This is a genomic window from Pseudomonas sp. 51_B, assembly GCF_017491595.1.
Classification (GTDB): domain Bacteria; phylum Pseudomonadota; class Gammaproteobacteria; order Pseudomonadales; family Pseudomonadaceae; genus Aquipseudomonas; species Aquipseudomonas promysalinigenes.
In genome coordinates this window covers 1-457 of sequence record NZ_JAFGYW010000357.1, presented here as the reverse complement: position 1 = coordinate 457, position 457 = coordinate 1, and the positions used below count along the sequence as shown (strand labels likewise).

The following is a 457-nucleotide window of genomic DNA, read 5'->3' as shown; positions in this document are numbered from 1 at the left end:
CCTGGAACCGTGGCACCCGCGATGGTCTGTCGCTGGAAATCCATGAGCCGGGCCAGGCGCCGATGGACGAGCTGAAAGTGATTTCCGATGCCTGGCTGACGGGCAAGAACGTGCGCGAGAAAGGCTTCTCCCTCGGCCGTTTCAGCGACGATTACCTGAAGCATTTCCGCATTGCGGTGATTCGCTTCGAAGGCCGCCCGGTGGCGTTCGCCAATCTGCTCGAGACCTACAGCCACGATCTGGCCAGTCTCGACCTGATGCGCGCGCACCCGGAAGCGCCCAAGCTGACCATGGAATTCATGATGGTCGGCCTGATTCAACACTATAAGAGTCACGGATACGCGCGCTTCAGCCTGGGCATGGTGCCGTTGTCGGGGCTGCAACCCCGGCGCGGCGCACCGCTGACCCAGCGCCTGGGCTCGATGGTTTTCCGCCGTGGTGAGCAGCTGTACAACTT

General features: G+C 62.1%; 1 protein-coding gene. It reads left to right on the top strand.

The window, feature by feature from the left end; translation table 11 throughout:
• The coding region (locus J5M56_RS25215; protein ID WP_207938087.1) for a phosphatidylglycerol lysyltransferase domain-containing protein at nucleotides 1-457 on the top strand (457 nt) is incomplete at both ends.